The sequence below is a fragment of the Proteus sp. G3927 genome (assembly GCF_963894685.1).
In the GTDB taxonomy this organism is placed as follows: Bacteria; Pseudomonadota; Gammaproteobacteria; order Enterobacterales; family Enterobacteriaceae; genus Proteus; species Proteus mirabilis.
Genome location: NZ_CAWQGX010000028.1, coordinates 274568 through 292217, shown reverse-complemented (window position 1 = coordinate 292217; position 17650 = coordinate 274568). Strand labels below are relative to the sequence as shown.

Sequence of the window (17650 nt, the reverse complement as noted above, 5' to 3'; positions counted from 1 at the left end):
TGCTCCTTTAGCGCGCTATTTGACGAATTTTATCTGGGCAAAAGCCAGACCAATGTTCGTCACCATTAACGACAACCGGTACTTGGCGATATCCCATAGAAACTATTTTTGCTAATGCTTGAGTGTCTTGGGTGAGATCAACCGCAGTGAAAGGAATTTTTTGTTGTTGTAATGCGCGCTCGGTTGCACTGCATTGAACACAATTTGGTTTGGTATAGAGGATCACAGACATAGAATAACCCTTATAAAAATGTGAATGTGTCTGCTCACAGTCACAATGAAAAGTGCTTAAATACTATATATAGGTTTATTCTTTTTCAACCACACTAGATATGGTGTTTTTTATTCTTGATAATGATTATTATTAAAATTAAGCAGTTAGCAGATTTATTTTATTTTCTTATCGCTCATTTGAGCAATTTTTATTAGGTATAGTAGAAAATTAGATGATTGATTTACTTACAAAGCATGTTTTAATCTTGATGATACAGACAAATCAATAGAGAACACATTATGTACCAAGATTATCTCAATACGCCGAAAGGTTTTCCAAAGCCTTATATATCCATTACCGCAGATGATGATGGCATCACCAGCCTTAACTTTGTTAGTGAAAAAGAGGCGTTAGTTAATTCAAATGCCATAATTGACCTGTGTATAAAACAGTTAAAAGAGTATTTTTCGGGTAAACGAACCCTATTTTCAGTGCCACTAGCGCCAAAAGGAACCGAATTTCAAATACGCGTTTGGCAGACTTTACAGTCTATTCCTTATGGTGAAATTTGGAGTTATAAAAAGTTGGCACTTACATTAGGTTCCGTCAACTATTGCAGAGCGGTAGGAATGGCAAATTCACGTAACCCAATCTCGTTAATTATTCCTTGCCATCGCGTCATTGGTCATAATGGTAAGTTAGTAGGCTATACTGGGGGACTTGATATCAAACGTTGGCTATTACACTATGAAAAAGTGGATATTGATGAATAGTTCATATTGTAAGTATTAAGCACTATTTCTTAAGTGATTAATGGCTTAAGTTATGGGATTTGTCTGAATAATAATCGTTTAACAGAAAAAAAATACGCGTTTCGTGATCTAGACTGTGGACAGCGAATCATCATTTTTGTTTTACTATAGCCAACGCAAAACGCTTGCGTTTATTTTCTATTTTAAAGGTAAACTTGATGTCTAAATTAAAAGGTAACGTTAAGTGGTTTAACGAAACTAAAGGTTTTGGTTTTATCACTCCAGAAGATGGCAGTAAAGATGTGTTCGTCCACTTTTCCGCTATTGTTTCAGAAGGTTTTAAAACACTTGCTGAAGGTCAAAAGGTAGAGTTTGAAGTTACTGACGGCGCGAAAGGGCCATCTGCTGCAAACGTTGTCGCTATCTAATTAACGACTTCTCCAAAAGTAAAAAACGTTTTTGAAATGACCCCCAATAGTTGGACAACCAATTATTGGGGGTCTTTTTATGTCAAATACAGGGGGGATTTAAACATCATCATTGCCAATCAATGGTCAGCGGATGAAGCATTTCAGACACTTTCTGAACAGTATTTATTAAAATAAATTAAAACTATTTTACTAAAAGCTGACTATCTTGTTCTGCCTTCTTTTTAGCCTGCTGAAAACGAAGAAGTAACTCATTTTTCTGGACTTTAATAGCGTTATAGTCAACATTGTCGTTTGTCTTTTTAGATATTTGTTTGTATAACAAAATAAGCCTCCTCAACGTAAACATTTAAACACTCCTTTTCCTATTATTGGAAAAAATAAATTTAATATCTATATATTTAAAGATATCAAAACCAATAAGCTCATCATGTAAAATGTAATGTGAATGGTGAGGCATTTAATTTCTCATTATTATAAAAATAATTGAATTAATTTAATAACAATTAAATCATCAAGATACCAACAAAAAATTTCATTTATTAGATATAAAACCCTCATCAAAAACAATAATAAAAAACCTAAAAATAACAAAAATTGAAAATAGATAATAATAAATTAAACTGTTTTCTTAAAAATACTATTTGAAATACTCTAATAGTTGGACAACCCATTATTGGGGGTCTTTTTATGTCAAATACAGGGGGGATTTAAACATCATCATTGCTACTTAGGGTGACTATGCTTGCCACACTGCATAACTCTCGCTCGTTTTGATGATGAAAAAAGACTTGAGAAATTTAAAGAGGAGCTTGCGTATCTAGCTGCGGGATAAATACCGTGGTTGAAAGTTTTTTAAATTATTAAAATCAAGAATACATCATAGCTATCATTTCAAAATATCAATGAATGTATTGATAAAATTGGCTAATTTATTGAGTAATACCACCGGGAACAAAATCAAATTAAAAGGCCTGACATTGGTTGAATATTAAGTTCAGGCCTTATAAATCGCTTAACTAAAAGAGTACAACTTTATGATTAACGGTTTTTATCTTGTTAAAGAGACTACATTTCACGGAGTAGCCAGAATGCGAATGCCGTCATCAGAAACGAGCCCGCTAAGTTTGCCCCCATGGTGCCTAATGCCCAGCCTATTCGTCCTTCATTAAATAAGGCGACCACCTCAACGGAAAAAGTAGAAAAGGTGGTTAAGCCACCACAAAAACCTGTGGTAAGCATGATTTTCCAAATAGGATCAATATTGGGAGCCTTACTAAACCAAGCAATGCCAAAGGCGATAATAAAGGCACCAATACAGTTAGCGACCAAGGTCCCCGTTGCAAAATGGGGAAAAAGAGAATTGAGGCGGTAGCTAATTAGCCAGCGTAGTACGCTACCTAAACCACCGCCGATAAATACAGCTATTGCAATGTTAAGCATAAGAGAGATTAATCGTTATTTAACCTCAATCCCTTGAGCTTGAAGATCAGCATGATAAGACGAACGAACAAATGGTCCACAAGCGGCGTGGGTAAAGCCCATTGCTAATGCTTGCTCTTTCATATATTCAAACTCGTCAGGACTGACGTAGCGTTGAACAGGAAGATGGTGACGACTGGGTTGTAAATATTGCCCTAATGTCAGCATCGTTACACCATGTTTACGCAGATCGCGCATCACGTCAATAATTTCTTCATTTGTTTCACCTAAACCGACCATTAACCCCGATTTAGTTGGAATATTTGGGTGGGCTTGTTTAAAGCGTTCTAGTAACGTTAGAGACCATTGATAGTTCGCACCAGGACGCACTTGACGATAAACACGAGGTACGTTTTCTAAATTGTGGTTAAAGACGTCTGGTGGTGTGTCAGTGAGGATCTCTAATGCTTTATCCATACGACCACGGAAATCAGGGACTAAAGTTTCGATGCGAATATTAGGATTTTTTTCACGGATAGCGGTAATACAATCGGCAAAATGTTGTGCACCACCATCGCGTAGGTCATCGCGATCTACTGAGGTGATAACAACATAACGTAATCCCATATCTTTTATCGTTTGGGCTAATTTAATTGGCTCTTGGGGATCGGGTGCGTTAGGACGACCATGAGCAACGTCGCAAAATGGGCAACGACGCGTACAGATTGCCCCTAAGATCATAAAGGTTGCGGTACCGTGGTTAAAACATTCTGCAAGATTAGGGCATGAAGCCTCTTCACAAACAGAATGCAGGCCATTTTTACGCATGGCCGCTTTAATACCTTGAATTTTACTTGAATCTGCGGGCAACTTTATTTTCATCCACTCAGGTTTGCGTAGCAGTTCTTCACGTTCTGTAACGATTGTTTTAACAGGAATAAGTGCCATTTTATCGGCGTCACGATATTTTACGCCGCGTTCCATCTGAATAGGTTTACTCATAATTGTGCCAGTTCCAGTTATCTAGGGTGATTAACACGATGTGACTGAGGTAATCAGGGTTTTAAAAAAAAATGATAAATGTTAAAAAAATTATAGCATTTTTATTGCTGTGGTTGGAATCCCAGTTGTGTACAAAAATGGTTGATTAATAATGATGCCACTTGTTCCGATGTTGCATTAGGCGCTAAATCAACCAGTTGTGTCATTTTTAGATCAGGATAACCACAAGGATTTATTCGCGTAAAAGGAGATAAGTCCATATCAACATTAAGTGCTAGACCGTGAAAAGAGCAACCTTTGCGTATACGTAATCCCAAAGAGCAAATTTTATCACCATTAACATACACGCCCGGTGCATCTGCACGAGCATATGCGTCTACATTAAATTCTGCGAGTGTGTTGATCACAGTATTCTCTAAAACAGTGACTAATTGGCGAACGCCAATATGGTTACGTTTTAGATCAAGCAAAACATACATCACTTGTTGGCCAGGGCCGTGGTAGGTCACTTGTCCACCGCGGTCAGATTGGATCACCGGTATAGAGCCTGTGTTTAAAAGGTGTTCTGCTTTACCCGCTTGACCTTGGGTAAAAACCTGTTCATGTTGAACCAGCCAAATTTCATCAGGTGTATGACTTTCCCGTTTTTCCGTAAACTGATGCATAGAATCAGAAACCGGTAAATAGGGTTTCATACCCAATTGGCGAATAATGATTGTTTTATCTTGCACCGTGAAAATCTTCATTTGTAGCGTAATTGTGAAAGGCAGTATAACGCTCCAACAAATGAACTACCAGAATGAGATGAGATTATTGCTTCAGTTTGTGTTTGATAAAGGAATATTGATAAAAAAACGACGTAGTGAGAAGGGGAGGAAGGGGAGATAGATGTGATTAACCAAGCAGTGCTTAATTGGCGATTAACCCCAATTAGGCTTTTATTTAAGTGAGACTTGCTAAATCTAGGTGACAAATCAATAACGAAATAATAAGAATTAATATAAGAAGTAAGGTGAAAGAGAAAGAGAAAGAGAAAGAGAAAGATAAAGATAAAGAGAAGATACTGCGTAATATTGCTTCTTAAGTACGTCTAATGCCCCCTAATAGGGTAAGGGGGCAAATAGAAAACAATTATAACACCATGCGAACAAGCTCTAATTCACCTAACTCTTTATAGAGGGTTTCTACTTGTTCAATATGCGTTGCGTTGATAGTCACAGAGACTGAGTGATAGTTACCTTTGCTACTTGGTTTTACTGAAGGTGTATAATCACCGGGTGCATGACGCTGGATCACTTCAACGACTTGGTCAACTAATTCGGGTTTAGCATGACCCATGACTTTGTAAGTAAATGAGCAAGGGAACTCTAATAGTTCGTTTAATTTTGTTTTCATCATAATGTAATCCTTAAGACAACAGGCGATGTTGTTTTAATAATCTCTTTTACACCTCATCAGCACAAATAAAAAGCGCATTCCTCCTATGATGAGGAATGCGATACTGATAGTTAGGGTAAATATAGAATGGGTAAATGTGTTTATTCCAATATCGATATAATCTTTATATATGGACACATTTATCCTTTTCAAGCCTTAACCAAACCAACGTGAAAATAATAATTTGATGTAATCAATCAAGCGGCTGAAAATGCCACCTTCTTTCACTTCATTCATAACAACAAGTGGACGTTGTTCAATGACTTGCCCATCAAGTTGGAAATTAATGGTGCCAACCACTTGGTTTTTACTGACTGGCGCATGTAATTCAACATTATCTAATACATAACTGGCCTTTAGATCTTTGAGTCGGCCACGGGGGATCGTGAGATAAACATCTTTATTAACCCCTAATTGCACTTTATCAGTATCACCATACCAGATAGGTTCAGCGGCAAATTCTTTACCCACTTGCAGCGGTTTTACCGTTTCAAAGAAGCGAAAACCCCAAGTAAGTAGTTTTTTACTTTCAGCATCACGGCCTTTAGATGAGTGTCCCCCCATCACAGCAGAAATCAAGCGCATATTTCCTTCTGTTGCAGAGGCAACAAGATTATAACCCGCAGCTTCAGTATGACCTGTTTTAATACCATCAACATTGAGGCTAGTATCCCAAAGTAAACCATTACGGTTAGTTTGACGGATATTATTGTAGGTAAACTCTTTTTCTTTATAAATGGCATATTCTTCTGGAACATCACGAATTAATGCGGCGCCAATCAATGCCATATCTCGTGCACTACTGTATTGCCCAGGTGCATCTAAACCATGTACAGTTTGAAATTGTGTGTTTTGTAAACCTAGACGCTTAACATAGTCATTCATCATAGTGACAAAGGTATCTTGGCTTCCCGCAACATAAGAGGCCATTGCTACACAGGCATCATTACCTGATTGTAGATTGATACCGCGTGTTAATTGTGAAACGGTGACTTTATCACCGGGTTTCAAAAACATTAATGATGAGCCGCGAAAGACAGGGTTGCCCGTTGCCCATGCTTCTTCACCAATAGGAACAATATCGTTGTTCGATATTTTTCCTGCACGAATGGCTTGACCTATAACATAACTGGTCATCATTTTGGTTAAACTGGCTGGATCACGACGGACATCTGCATTTTTTTCCGCGAGGACTTTCCCAGAATTATAGTCGATAAGAATATAGGATTCGGCTTCGATATTAGGAACAGCGGGTATCATTGTTTTTAATGTGTCATCAGCAATAGCATGATGGCTAATAGCTAATAATATAAAGGTTGCACTAAATAGACGTGTTCTTAGTAATTTCACTGGGCGTGTCTGTTTCATTCTGTTTGTCTGTTCCGGAAATTCAGGGAAAATAAATAAAAGTTGATAAGAAAAATATCAGCAAACTCAGGTGATTCTATGCCTGAATTTGCTTTTAGAAAAAGAGTTTTTACGAATTATTACCCTTTATTGGCTAACAATAAACCCATCGATATTTTTACTTTGTTTCAAAGCACTTTTTATTGTTTCGGCTTGCGCTTTTGATGAGTAGGGGCCTAATTGCACTTTATGTAGTCCATCAGTTGTATTAATGACACCTTGGGTATTTAAAGTATTGGTTAATTCAGTTAACCATGTTTGTGCATTAGTTTGATTACTTAAAGCACCTACTTGTACATAGTAGCCTTGCGCTATTGCGCTAGATGAAGATACTGGCTGTGGAGCTGGAGCTGGAGCTGGAGCTGGAGCTGGAGCTGGAGCTGGAGCTGGAGCTGGAGCTGGAGCTGGAGCTGGAGCTGGTTGAGTCACTGTTATGGGAGACGGTGCTGTTACAGAGGGTTGGGGAGCCATTGTCGATGGCTGAGTATTAAAGTTAGGACGCTCAGGTAATGTAGTAGCTCTTTTCTCTATTTGTGCACCTTGAGTACCAATACCACTTATTTGGCCATTTTGATCAACGACAATACCTTCAATTTGAATAGGGGTTGTTGGCATTAACTGCAAACTGTTATAAACAGCAGGTGTAACCTGTATTTGTTTGCCTTCAACGTAAGGGCCACGATCGTTAATTCGCACAATCATTGTGCGTCCATTGATTAAGTTTGTTATTTTCGCATAACTTGGAATAGGCAATGTTGGGTGTGCCGCAGCAAACTCATAAGGGTTGACTCGTTCACCTATGGTTGTTAAGCGACTCATTGCTAAGCTGTCGTAAACAATCGCTTGTCCTCGTTCACTAAAGTTCGCCGGATCTTTGACTATGCGATAAATTACCCCATTTTTACGATAATCTTGATTCGCAGTCGGGTGATAAGGCTCATAACGAGGCTCTATACCTAATACGGGTTGTGTAGGTACATTTGGCAACCTTGTGGTTGGCTGATTATTATTCACAGGTTTATCAGCAACACATCCTGCAAGTAGCAATGCACTGACACCCATCAAAACCCATTGCAAACGCATAGAAACCTCATTATAAACTTTTTGATAATAGTTTTCGGTGTGTATGAATTGACATAACAATGCCAAATCCTGCCATTAGTACAATTAATGCCGATCCCCCATAGCTTACCAGTGGTAATGGCACGCCGACTACTGGGAGGATCCCACTCACCATACCAATATTGACGAAAACATAAACAAAGAAGATCAGCATTAATCCACCAATCATGACTCTGCCAAATGTATTTTGTGCTTTTGTCGCGAGATAAAGACCTCGAGCAATTAAGAGTATATAGAGCGTTAGTAGGATTAAAACACCAATCAGTCCTAATTCTTCTGCGAGTACGGCAAAAATAAAGTCGGTATGGCGCTCTGGTAAAAACTCAAGTTGAGACTGAGTCCCTTGTAACCAACCTTTGCCATGTAATCCACCAGAACCGATAGCAATTTTAGATTGGATAATGTGATATCCGGCTCCTAAGGGGTCAATTTCAGGATCAAGTAACATCATGACCCGTGTTCGTTGGTAATCATGCATCAAGAAAAACCAGAGTATCGGAATAAATCCAGCAATTAATAGTGTTGCGACAGTAATCAAACGCCAACTCATACCGGCAAGGAAGATAACAAAAATTCCTGAAGCAGCAATTAAAATAGAGGTACCCAAATCAGGTTGTGCTGCCACTAAAAGGGTGGGAACGAAGATCAACACTAAGGCTATTGCTGTGTTACGTAATGTTGGCGGGCAAACATCACGGTTCATAAAGCGAGCGACCATTAGAGGAACGGCAATTTTGGCAATTTCAGAAGGCTGAAAACGTATGATACCTAAATCAAGCCAGCGTTGTGCACCTTTACTAATTTGCCCAAAGACATCAACAAAAATAAGTAATACAACACAAAATACGTAAAGGTGAGGAGCCCAGTTTTCATACACCCGTGGAGGGATCTGCGCCATGATAATCATAACGATAAAACCCGTAGCAATTTGTCCCAGCTTGCGTTCCATCATATCAGGATCTTGCCCACTTGCTGTCCACATAATAAATGCGCTATAGCATAATAAGGCAATAATACAGAGCATAAAGAATGGATCGATATGTAAACGCGTCCAGAGTGATTTTTTCTTGTTATTTTCTGTCATTGGGTTATTCCTCTGAGCCACGCGGTGAAGGCGGGGAAATAGGCAACTCGGTGTTGTTGTCTCCAAGTATAATGTGATCAAGTATTTGGCGAGTAATATCCCCAACAGATGGGCCAGCACCACCATTTTCTAAAATTATAGAGACGGCAACGGTAGGGTTTTCATAAGGCGCAAAAGCAATCATTAATTTATGATCACGAAGATGTTCTGCTAATTGGCTAGCATTATAGGTTTCATAACTAAATACCTGTGCTGTACCTGATTTTGCAGCAATCTTATAAGGAGCATCAGCAAAGCTACGTCGCCCTGTACCATTGGGTAGATTGGCAACACCATACATACCGTACTTCGCTAACTCCCAATAACCGGAGTTGATATCGCCAATTTGGCGTGTCTCTTTATCCACGTAAGGTAGCATTTCATTACCTAACTTGGTGCCATAAAGTAAGTGAGGGGTTTTAACCTGACCATCGTTAATTAAGGTCATTAACGCTTTTGACATTTGGATTGGGGTAGCAGTCCAGTAACCCTGACCTATACCAACAGGGATGGTATCCCCTTGATACCAAGGTTTTTTATATCGTTGTTGTTTCCATTCTCGGGTTGGCATAATGCCATTACGCTCTTCAGAAAGGTCAATCCCCGTGTATTCACCATAGCCAAAGCGGGACATCCATGTGGAAATACGATCAATACCCATATCATAGGCAACTTGATAGAAGAAGGTATCTGCTGACTCAATAATGGATTTAGTAACATTGAGTTTTCCATGACCCCAACGTTTCCAGTCACGATAGCGTTTTTCAGAGCCGGGCAGTTGCCACCAGCCCGGATCATGGATAGTTGTGTTAGGAGTAATAACCCCTTCACTTAGGGCTGCAACAGACATAAAGGGTTTAACCGTTGATGCCGGAGGATAGAGCCCTTGGGTTGCCCGGTTTATTAATGGTCTATCGGGATTATTAAGTAGGCCTTGATAGTCTGTATTAGATATTCCCCCAACAAATAGGTTAGGGTCATAACTTGGATTAGAAACCAGTGCTAATATCTCGCCGTTACGAGGATCTGTGACGACCACAGCCGCTCGGCTAGTGGTTAATAGCGTTTCAATATAGGTTTGTAATTCAAGATCAATAGTTAGGTAGATATCTTTACCGGCTTGTGGTGGTTGCTCATGCAATTGGCGGATCACACGGCCACGGCTATTAACTTCGACCTCTTCATAACCGGTTTTACCATGCAAAACAGATTCATAATAGCGTTCAATACCTAATTTACCGATATCTCGGGTTGCTGCGTAATTAGGATAGAGCCCTTCTTTTTCAAGACGTTCTACATCTTTATCATTAATTTTTGCAACATAACCAATAACATGAGTAAGGGCTGAACCATAAGGGTAATAGCGACGTTGATAGCCTTTGATTTCTAATCCGGGATAGCGATATTGATTAATGGCAAAACGTGCCACTTGCACTTGGTCAAGTGACGTTTTAAGCGGAATAGAACTAAAACGACGAGAGCGTTTTCGCTCTTTTTCAAATGCAGCAATATCGTCGTCAGTTAAATCAACGACCTCTCGTAAACTCTCCAATGTTTCTTGGATATTAGCCACTTTCTCCGGTACGATTTCTAATTGATAGATAGTACGATTTAGGGCAAGTGGAACCCCATTACGATCGTAAATAATGCCTCGGCTCGGTGGGATGGGAACTAATTTGATCCGGTTATCATTCGAGCGAGTTTGATAATCATCGTGGCGAGCGACTTGTAAGTGATACAAGTTAAAAACTAAGATGCCCGTTAAAACTAAGATCCCTGAAAATGCGACAATAACACGGCGGATAAAGAGTTTTGACTCCGCTGTATAATCTCGAAACGGGGTGCGTTTTCTTTTCTTCATCCCATTAGTTGATTTCACTTACTTACCCGCCAATTTATTATTCCCGATGATAAGGATGGTTTGTGGTAATACTCCATGCACGGTAAAGGCTTTCTGCTACCACTACACGTACTAGCGGATGTGGCATAGTTAATGGAGATAAAGACCAACTTTGTTCTGCAGCTGCTTTACAAGCGGGGGCTAAACCTTCAGGGCCACCAATTAATAAGCTGACATTTCTTCCATCTAACTTCCAGCGATCGAGTTGCTCGGCAAGTTTTGGGGTATCCCAACGGGCGCCAGGAATATCAAGGGTGACGATACGATTTCCTTTACCTACCGCTGCTAACATCTGTTCGCCTTCTTTTTCGAGAATACGCTTAATATCAGCATTTTTCCCTCGTTTACCCGCGGGGATCTCGATGAGTTCTAAGGGCATATCTTTGGGAAAGCGGTTAAGATAATCCATAAAGCCGGTCTGGATCCAGTCCGGCATTTTTGTACCAACGGCGATGAGCTGTAATTTCAAACTCAGCTCCAGAGTTTTTCGAGTTCGTACATACGGCGACTGTCTTCTTGCATTACGTGTACCATGGCTTCACCAAGGTCAACAACAATCCAATCAGAAACGCCTTGTCCTTCGATGCCTAAAGGTTGTAATCCTGCTTCACGACAGTCATCAACCAGATTATCGGCGACAGACATTAAGTGTCTGTTTGAAGTTCCCGTACAGATGATCATGTAATCAGTGACACTTGATTTTCCACGAACATCTAATGCGATAATGTCTTGAGCTTTAGAATCCTCAAGTTTATCAATAATAAATTGCTGTAATTCTGAGCCTTGCAAAAGGGTCACCTTTTTCTATTTAGTTAACTCAATCGAGAAAATAACAAAGCGCTATTTTAAAGGAATTTATACCAATAAATCTATTTTACTCGATGATTTATTCCAGTTGTCGATAGCAAAAACATCTATCAAGTATGGTTGCTATTCGACGCTTGATTTAGAAAAATTCATATATGCCTATTTATTGCGCCATAATAAATAATAAAAGCCGGCAGATAAGAACTTTCCAATTAGACGACAGTTTTACTCCACAGTTCCCTTAATAGGAACCGAGGGTGAGAATAACAGTAAAACAATGTCTGTCAATGCTCGTGAAATACCTGATAACGGTATCATCACGTCAATGATTGTATCATTATACGGTGTAATGTTGAGATAGTGACTAAGAGAAACAGACGAATGAAAGAAAATTATTATTATTTGGAGCAAACTTCAGAAATAGCGAGTAACAAAAACGCATTGTTACAGGCAGATTGGCAACGATTTTGTCAATTGTTATGCTATGAAGGCATTGAAATTAAACAAAATAATGATGAAAAACGACAAAATAAGGCAGTGATTTGTCGGGTTAAAATGAAAGGGGAATATTCATCAACCTTATTCTCGCAGATTTTGGGGGAAGGAGAGTTACAATTAACCCTTGAACAATTTTCTCAACCTAGTGGATTGGAACATTTTCTGACACAGTTTTTTGCCTTAATTGATTATCAACAGCAGGTAAATGCTAAGTTGAGCAAAAAAGCACTGATCCAATTTCATAGTCGATATAAATATTTGTTAATGGCTTATTCTCAAGTCGCTTATCGAGAATTGGGGCGTTATATGGCCAATATCCCTAATTCGCTACCGCTGTTACAATTTGCCGAGCAGTATCAAAAGGCCTTAATGAAAGCACTGTCAATACCAGCAACTCGAGAAGGGCATACCAATGCATTAATGCATATGGCGGGATATTTTAAGCGAGCACTTAGCGCAGAGCAAAAACAGTTGTTAACACAAGAGATTTTATCTTATCGGCAAGGAAAAACGAGTCTTTCGGCTCCTTTGTCACGGTTGAAAAACTACTTGGCGTTTTATCCTGATAATTATCTACTTTCTCAACGCTATTTTTCACCTTATCCAGCGGTATTTGATGACTTAAGAGCGCAATTTTAATCTCTAAGATCTGTTATCGATACAACTGATGCTGTTTGATATAGTTTTCAACAGACTCAGGCAGAAGATCATGACAATCTAATCCTGCTTTATGTCTAGCCCTAATATCGGTCGCTGAAATATTGTATAAAGGAGTATCAGCAAGAAAAATTTTCCCGGCGGGTAAACAGTGAATATCTGCTTGCTGTTTGGTTTGATGTTGTTCAAGCCAGGTTTGCATTTGTGGTGATGTAAATGTGGTTTGGTAACCCGGGCGAGCGCAAACCAATAAGTGACACACATCTAACAACTCTTCCCATTTATGCCAAGTATCAATTGAAAGTAATGAATCTTGTCCAATAATAAAGGCTAATGGCTGTTTCTCACCAATTTCTTGTCTAAACGCTTTTAATGTCTCAATGGTATAAGAGGGAGTCGGTTTCTCTAACTCTCGAGTGTCGACTTTGAAAGCACTAAAAGGTTGTAATGCGAGCCGCACCATGGCTAATCGCTGTTGTGAAGAGGCTTCTGGTTGGGGGCGATGAGGGGGAATATTATTAGGCAACCAAATCACTTCTTTTAGCCCTATCAAGCCAGAAAGGGCTTCTACAGGACGTAAATGCCCATAATGGATCGGATCAAAAGTACCACCATATAGAGCAATGGCTTGATGAATTAAAGGGGGGGTATTATTGGTGCTAGCCATGGCGAATAAATCCTTCCGGTAATGCTTTTCCACATAATAATAAGCCAAGGGCATGAAGTTCAGGCCAAACGTTTTGTCCGTGATCCTGTTTAAGGGTTATTTCAATCTGGGTAAGTAATCGCATGGCAGTGAGTAATTGATGCTCTGACAAACGTTGTAACGCGGCGGTAAATATCGGACGTCGGTTTTGCCATATCCGATGTTGATCGAAAACGGATTTTAAGGAGGCCGTTTTAGCGCTACGATGTAAGGTAATTAATTGCATTAATTCGCGTTGCAATGTTCTAAGCATAATAACGGGTTCAGTATCCTCTCTTTTTAGTTGCTGCAAGATATGCCATGCCCGTTGGGTTTTGCCTGCTAATAATGCATCAATCCAATGATAAGCAGTAAAATGAGAGGCATCATTGACAGCCGCTTCAACTCTTGGCAGGGTTAATTTACCATCAGGATAGAGCAAACAGAGGCGTTCAATTGCTTGAGCTAAAGCGAGTAAATTTCCTTCATAGCAGTAACACAGTAATTGATTACCTTGTTCATCAAGCTCAAGGCCTTTTTGCTTGGCGCGTCTCGCTACCCAATTTGGTAATTTATCTAACTCAGGGGTTAAGCAAGTCACATAAATACCTTGCTGGCTGAGTGTTTTAAACCATTCGCTATTTTCCTGTGCCTTGGTTAATTTATGTCCACGTAAAATTAACAAGAGATCTTCATGCAATTCGTGAGATAAGCGTAAGAGCTTTTCTGACATTGCCGCATTAGGACCATTCTCAGGAAGATGGAGTAAGATAGATTGCTTTTGTGAAAAAAGACTCAGTGACTGGCAGAGTGAATATATTTCATTCCAATCAGTGCTGTTATCAAGGGTAAATTGATAATGTTCCGTAAAGCCTTGTGATTTTGCCACCGTTTGAATGGCATCTTGAGATTCTTGGAGTAATAGCGGTTCATTACCCCAAAGTAGGTAACTTTGGCGCAACCCCTCTTGGAGTTGCGCATTAAGTTGTTCTGGATAAAGGCGGATCATTTGGCTGGTGAGATTATCTGTTTCGCTTTAGCTGCCTCTGACGCTTTTTGGCGTTCAGCATTGTGAACCACCAATAATTTACGTACTAAGATAGCGGTAGCCTGTTCACGCATTTCCTGTTTGATAATATCATTTTCGGCATCTTTAGCTAATGCTTCTAATGGGTTATCAAAGAATGGACGTGAAACCTGTGATGAAATAGGGTAGATGGTTCCATCAGGCATAATCACTTGTGCATCTAGGACAAAAGTGAGCTGACGTTCAGCCGATTTACCGTCTTGATACACAGAGACAGTCTCTTTATTTTCTGAAGATCCAACAATTTTGAGAACAGGAATATCTGCTTTTGGCGTTTCAACCAGTTGAACTCCACTTAATCTCAATTGTTGACGCATTACACGAGACAGTGGCCCGTATGGGTCACCAGAGCTTAGGTAAAGCGTTTTTAATTCAGCTGGAACTTGGGTTTTACCTTGTAGGTGAAAACCGCAGCCAGCGGTGACCAACACCGCTAACGCAAAAAACAGCGAAAATAGATATCGCACTAAGCCTCCTTATCAGCCAACAACGATGTTCAGTAATTTGCCCGGTACATAAATCACTTTACGTACGGTGACATTTTCTAAATATTTAGCAACACTGTACTCTTTTGTTGCCATTTCCTGAACATAATCTTTTTCTGAATTAGCAGGAACAGTGATACGACCACGTACTTTACCATTAACTTGAACAATAATAAGTTTCGTGTCATCGACCATCGCTTCTTCATCAGCAACAGGCCATGGTGCAACATCAATATCCTCTTTACCACCTAACGCTTGCCACATGACAAAACAAGCATGTGGAATGATAGGAGAAAGCATACGTACCACCGCTTCTAATGCTTCTTGCATTAAAGCACGATCTTGCTCAGTCTCTTGTGGTGCACGTGTTAATTTATTCATTAACTCCATAATCGCAGCAATAGCCGTATTGAATGCTAAGCGGCGACCTACATCATCAGAAACTTTGGCGATAGTTTTGTGTAAATCGCGACGTAAGTCTTTCTGCTCTGTGGTTAATGTTGCCAAATCAAGTGATTGAGTCGTTCCTTTTTCGGTATGCTCATGAACTAAACGCCATAAACGACGTAAGAAACGGTTCGCACCTTCAACACTTGATTCTTGCCACTCAAGTGTTAATTCTGGTGGTGCAGCAAACATCATAAATAGACGTACGGTATCAGCACCATAACGCTCAACCATGGTTTGTGGGTCGATGCCGTTATTTTTTGATTTAGACATTTTGCTCATACCAGCGTAAGTCAGTTCATGGCCTGCACTGTCAGTTGCTTTGATGATGCGATTTTTTTCATCGCGTTCAACAATCGCTTCTGCAGGAGAGACCCAATGGCGAGCGCCATCTTCACCGGTATAATAAAATGCATCTGCTAATACCATGCCTTGGCACAGTAAGCGTTTAGCAGGTTCATCAGAATTAACTAAACCAGCATCACGCATCAATTTATGGAAGAAACGGAAATACATCAGGTGCATGATAGCGTGTTCAATACCACCAATGTACCAGTCAACCGGTAACCAATAGTTAGCAGCTTTTGGATCTAACATTCCCTTGTCGTAATCAGGGCAGGTATAACGTGCGTAATACCAAGAAGATTCCATAAAGGTATCAAAAGTATCTGTTTCACGTAGCGCTGGTTGACCATTAATCGTTGTTTTAGCCCACTCAGGATCCGCTTTAATTGGACTGGTAATGCCGTCCATTTTCACATCTTCTGGTAAAATAACCGGTAATTGGTCATCAGGAACTGGAACAACGGTACCATCTTCTAAGGTTGCCATTGGAATTGGCGCACCCCAATAACGTTGACGAGAAACCCCCCAGTCACGTAAACGGTAATTCACTTTACGTTCACCCACACCCATTGCAGTAAGTTTATCTGCAATAGCATTAAAACCAGCTTGGTTATCAAGTCCTGAGAATTCACCAGAGTTAATTAGGCTATTTTTCTCAGTCAGAGCGCCTGTTGATAAGTCAGGTTGGTTACCTTCTGCATCAGCAATAACCGCTTTAATCGGCAAACCATATTTAGTGGCAAATTCCCAGTCGCGTTCATCGTGACCTGGAACGGCCATAACCGCACCTGTACCGTATTCCATTAAGACAAAGTTAGCTACCCAAATAGCGACTTTCTCTTGGGTTAATGGATGAATAGCATACAGACCTGTAGCAATACCTTTTTTCTCCATGGTTGCCATTTCAGCTTCTGCCATCTTCATGTTACGGCATTCATCAATGAAGTGCTGAATTTCAGGATTATTTTGAGCGGCTTTTTGAGCTAATGGATGACCGGCGGCCACAGCAACATAAGTGACACCCATAAAGGTATCTGGACGTGTGGTATATACGGTCATAGTATCGTCGCTATCTGCGACATCAAAGGTAATTTCAACACCTTCAGACCGGCCAATCCAGTTACGTTGCATGGTTTTAACTTGTTCTGGCCATTCATCTAACGTATCTAAGTCGTTTAACAGCTCTTCAGCATAATCGGTGATTTTAATAAACCACTGTGGAATTTCTTTGCGCTCGACAGGGGTGTCGCAACGCCAGCAACAACCATCGATGACTTGTTCGTTAGCCAGTACGGTTAAGTCGTGTGGGCACCAGTTTACAGCAGAGGTTTTTTTATACACTAAACCTTTTTCATACAGCTTAGTGAAAAACCACTGTTCCCAACGATAATATTCTGGTGTACAGGTGGTGACTTCACGATCCCAATCATAACCAAAGCCCAGTTTTTTTAACTGGCCTTTCATATAATTGATATTTTCATAAGTCCACGGTGCAGGTGCGGTGTTATTTTTTACGGCAGCACCTTCTGCGGGTAAACCAAACGCATCCCAACCAATAGGTTGTAAGACGTTTTTACCCAACATACGTTGATAACGGGAAATCACGTCACCAATGGTGTAGTTACGGACGTGTCCCATGTGTAGTCGACCAGAAGGATAAGGTAGCATTGACAGGCAGTAATATTTTTCTTTGTTATTATCTTCTGTCACTTTAAATGTATTGTTCTTTTCCCAGTGTTCCTGGATAGTTTGCTCTATATCTTCGGGACGATATTGTTCTTGCATGGCACCGATAATCCTATGGTGAATTAATGGCTACCGAAGGGTAACCG

At 40.0% G+C, this 17650-nt stretch carries 18 protein-coding genes; 3 read left to right on the top strand and 15 right to left on the bottom strand.

Going from position 1 to position 17650, the window contains the following annotated elements:
- Positions 1 to 7 precede the first annotated feature (7 nt).
- Complete coding sequence (gene nrdH, locus AACV00_RS12630; protein ID WP_004246071.1) at positions 8 to 232, bottom strand: glutaredoxin-like protein NrdH; 225 nt, start codon at positions 230 to 232, stop codon at positions 8 to 10.
- Between the two features lie 281 nt (positions 233 to 513).
- On the opposite strand from nrdH, the gene AACV00_RS12625 reads away from it, so the two are divergent.
- Positions 514 to 987 carry a methylated-DNA--[protein]-cysteine S-methyltransferase gene (locus AACV00_RS12625; RefSeq protein WP_004246069.1) on the top strand — a complete coding sequence of 158 codons (474 nt, stop codon included), beginning with the start codon at positions 514 to 516 and terminating at the stop codon, positions 985 to 987.
- A gap of 197 nt (positions 988 to 1184) precedes the next feature.
- Positions 1185 to 1394, top strand: coding sequence for a transcription antiterminator/RNA stability regulator CspE (cspE, locus tag AACV00_RS12620; RefSeq protein ID WP_004246068.1), 210 nt, complete (start codon positions 1185 to 1187; stop codon positions 1392 to 1394).
- A gap of 1068 nt (positions 1395 to 2462) precedes the next feature.
- Here cspE and crcB read toward each other — a convergent pair.
- The 10 genes from crcB to rsfS form a co-directional block, all read right to left on the bottom strand.
- The gene (gene crcB / locus AACV00_RS12615) at positions 2463 to 2837 is read right to left on the bottom strand and encodes a fluoride efflux transporter CrcB (RefSeq protein ID WP_004246058.1); all 375 of its coding nucleotides are present in this window, start codon (positions 2835 to 2837) and stop codon (positions 2463 to 2465) included.
- A gap of 15 nt (positions 2838 to 2852) precedes the next feature.
- Positions 2853 to 3818: a lipoyl synthase gene (gene lipA, locus AACV00_RS12610; protein WP_004246057.1), complete on the bottom strand. Its 966-nt coding sequence runs from the start codon at positions 3816 to 3818 to the stop codon at positions 2853 to 2855.
- Positions 3819 to 3919: 101 nt separating this feature from the next.
- Positions 3920 to 4564, bottom strand: a complete 645-nt coding sequence (lipB, locus tag AACV00_RS12605) for a lipoyl(octanoyl) transferase LipB (protein ID WP_004246056.1) — start codon at positions 4562 to 4564, stop codon at positions 3920 to 3922.
- Positions 4565 to 4949: 385 nt separating this feature from the next.
- A complete protein-coding gene (gene ybeD, locus AACV00_RS12600; RefSeq protein ID WP_026090527.1) occupies positions 4950 to 5213 on the bottom strand; it encodes a DUF493 family protein YbeD in 264 nt (87 codons plus the stop codon).
- A gap of 198 nt (positions 5214 to 5411) precedes the next feature.
- On the bottom strand, positions 5412 to 6623 hold the full coding sequence (dacA, locus tag AACV00_RS12595; protein ID WP_161680322.1) for a D-alanyl-D-alanine carboxypeptidase DacA: 1212 nt from the start codon (positions 6621 to 6623) through the stop codon (positions 5412 to 5414).
- A 126-nt stretch (positions 6624 to 6749) separates the two neighbouring features.
- On the bottom strand, positions 6750 to 7745 hold the full coding sequence (rlpA, locus tag AACV00_RS12590) for an endolytic peptidoglycan transglycosylase RlpA (protein WP_161737336.1): 996 nt from the start codon (positions 7743 to 7745) through the stop codon (positions 6750 to 6752).
- 10 nt (positions 7746 to 7755) lie between these two features.
- The gene (gene mrdB, locus AACV00_RS12585) at positions 7756 to 8868 is read right to left on the bottom strand and encodes a peptidoglycan glycosyltransferase MrdB (RefSeq protein ID WP_004246052.1); all 1113 of its coding nucleotides are present in this window, start codon (positions 8866 to 8868) and stop codon (positions 7756 to 7758) included.
- Between the two features lie 4 nt (positions 8869 to 8872).
- Entirely contained in the window at positions 8873 to 10768 is a 1896-nt protein-coding gene (mrdA, locus tag AACV00_RS12580) for a peptidoglycan DD-transpeptidase MrdA (RefSeq protein WP_004246051.1), read from the bottom strand.
- Positions 10769 to 10805: 37 nt separating this feature from the next.
- Positions 10806 to 11276 (bottom strand): 23S rRNA (pseudouridine(1915)-N(3))-methyltransferase RlmH, encoded by a 471-nt coding sequence (gene rlmH, locus AACV00_RS12575; protein ID WP_004246050.1) that lies wholly within the window; start codon positions 11274 to 11276, stop codon positions 10806 to 10808.
- 2 nt (positions 11277 to 11278) lie between these two features.
- Entirely contained in the window at positions 11279 to 11605 is a 327-nt protein-coding gene (gene rsfS / locus AACV00_RS12570) for a ribosome silencing factor (RefSeq protein ID WP_004246049.1), read from the bottom strand.
- A 390-nt stretch (positions 11606 to 11995) separates the two neighbouring features.
- On the opposite strand from rsfS, the gene AACV00_RS12565 reads away from it, so the two are divergent.
- Entirely contained in the window at positions 11996 to 12751 is a 756-nt protein-coding gene (locus AACV00_RS12565) for a YbgA family protein (protein WP_107336924.1), read from the top strand.
- Positions 12752 to 12764: 13 nt separating this feature from the next.
- Here the strand turns inward: AACV00_RS12565 and nadD are convergent, their stop codons facing one another.
- Genes nadD through leuS form a run of 4 tightly spaced genes read right to left on the bottom strand, consistent with a single transcriptional unit; the run spans position 12765 to position 17603 of the window.
- Positions 12765 to 13436, bottom strand: a complete 672-nt coding sequence (gene nadD, locus AACV00_RS12560) for a nicotinate-nucleotide adenylyltransferase (RefSeq protein WP_049210526.1) — start codon at positions 13434 to 13436, stop codon at positions 12765 to 12767.
- A complete protein-coding gene (gene holA / locus AACV00_RS12555; RefSeq protein ID WP_161680318.1) occupies positions 13429 to 14463 on the bottom strand; it encodes a DNA polymerase III subunit delta in 1035 nt (344 codons plus the stop codon). Before holA ends, nadD begins: the two co-directional genes overlap by 8 nt.
- The gene (gene lptE, locus AACV00_RS12550; protein WP_004246045.1) at positions 14460 to 15008 is read right to left on the bottom strand and encodes an LPS assembly lipoprotein LptE; all 549 of its coding nucleotides are present in this window, start codon (positions 15006 to 15008) and stop codon (positions 14460 to 14462) included. The genes holA and lptE overlap by 4 nt, the downstream gene beginning before the upstream one ends.
- Before the next feature lie 12 nt (positions 15009 to 15020).
- Complete coding sequence (leuS, locus tag AACV00_RS12545; protein ID WP_004246044.1) at positions 15021 to 17603, bottom strand: leucine--tRNA ligase; 2583 nt, start codon at positions 17601 to 17603, stop codon at positions 15021 to 15023.
- Between the last annotated feature and the right edge of the window lie 47 nt (positions 17604 to 17650).